Annotated in this window: 2 protein-coding genes; one reads left to right on the top strand and one right to left on the bottom strand. The window is 61.2% G+C overall.

Going from position 1 to position 400, the window contains the following annotated elements; genetic code table 11:
- The coding region (locus tag M3600_RS28650) for a 2-hydroxycarboxylate transporter family protein (RefSeq protein ID WP_251648599.1) at positions 1 to 180 on the bottom strand (180 nt) is incomplete at its 3' end.
- On the opposite strand from M3600_RS28650, the gene M3600_RS28655 reads away from it, so the two are divergent.
- The coding region (locus M3600_RS28655; protein WP_251648601.1) for a hypothetical protein at positions 167 to 400 on the top strand (234 nt) is incomplete at its 3' end. The genes M3600_RS28650 and M3600_RS28655 overlap by 14 nt on opposite strands.

A 400-nucleotide genomic window follows, 5' to 3' on the forward strand; every position in this document is an offset into this window, starting at 1 on the left:
GATGTTGCGCAAGAGCGGCAGGCGCTTGCCGAGTTCGGCGCAGGTGAAGCCGAAGAACGCGAGGACGGCGATCGCCATCGAGATTTCGCCGGGCACCTTGCCCGTGACCGCGAAGCCGACGATCAGCCCGAACAGGATCACGTAGACCGGCAGCGGGATGATGCCGATGCGGATTTCCATCAGCTTCCACCAGCCTTCCGGCCATAAGCGTTCGCGCGTGGCGGGACCGGCCGCGGCAAGCGGCTCCGGATGGGACGGGGTTTGGATAGAGGTCTGCAAGACGTGTCTCCTGATGTTTGGAATGCCTGCATCGCTTCGCGGCATCGTGTGCCGTCTATTACGCAACCCCCGTGCCAGCATGACGGCCTGCCGGAATATTTTTAATGCATTGATTCATAAG

The sequence above is a fragment of the Niallia sp. MER 6 genome, from assembly GCF_023714395.1.
In the GTDB taxonomy this organism is placed as follows: Bacteria; Bacillota; Bacilli; order Bacillales; family Cytobacillaceae; genus Niallia.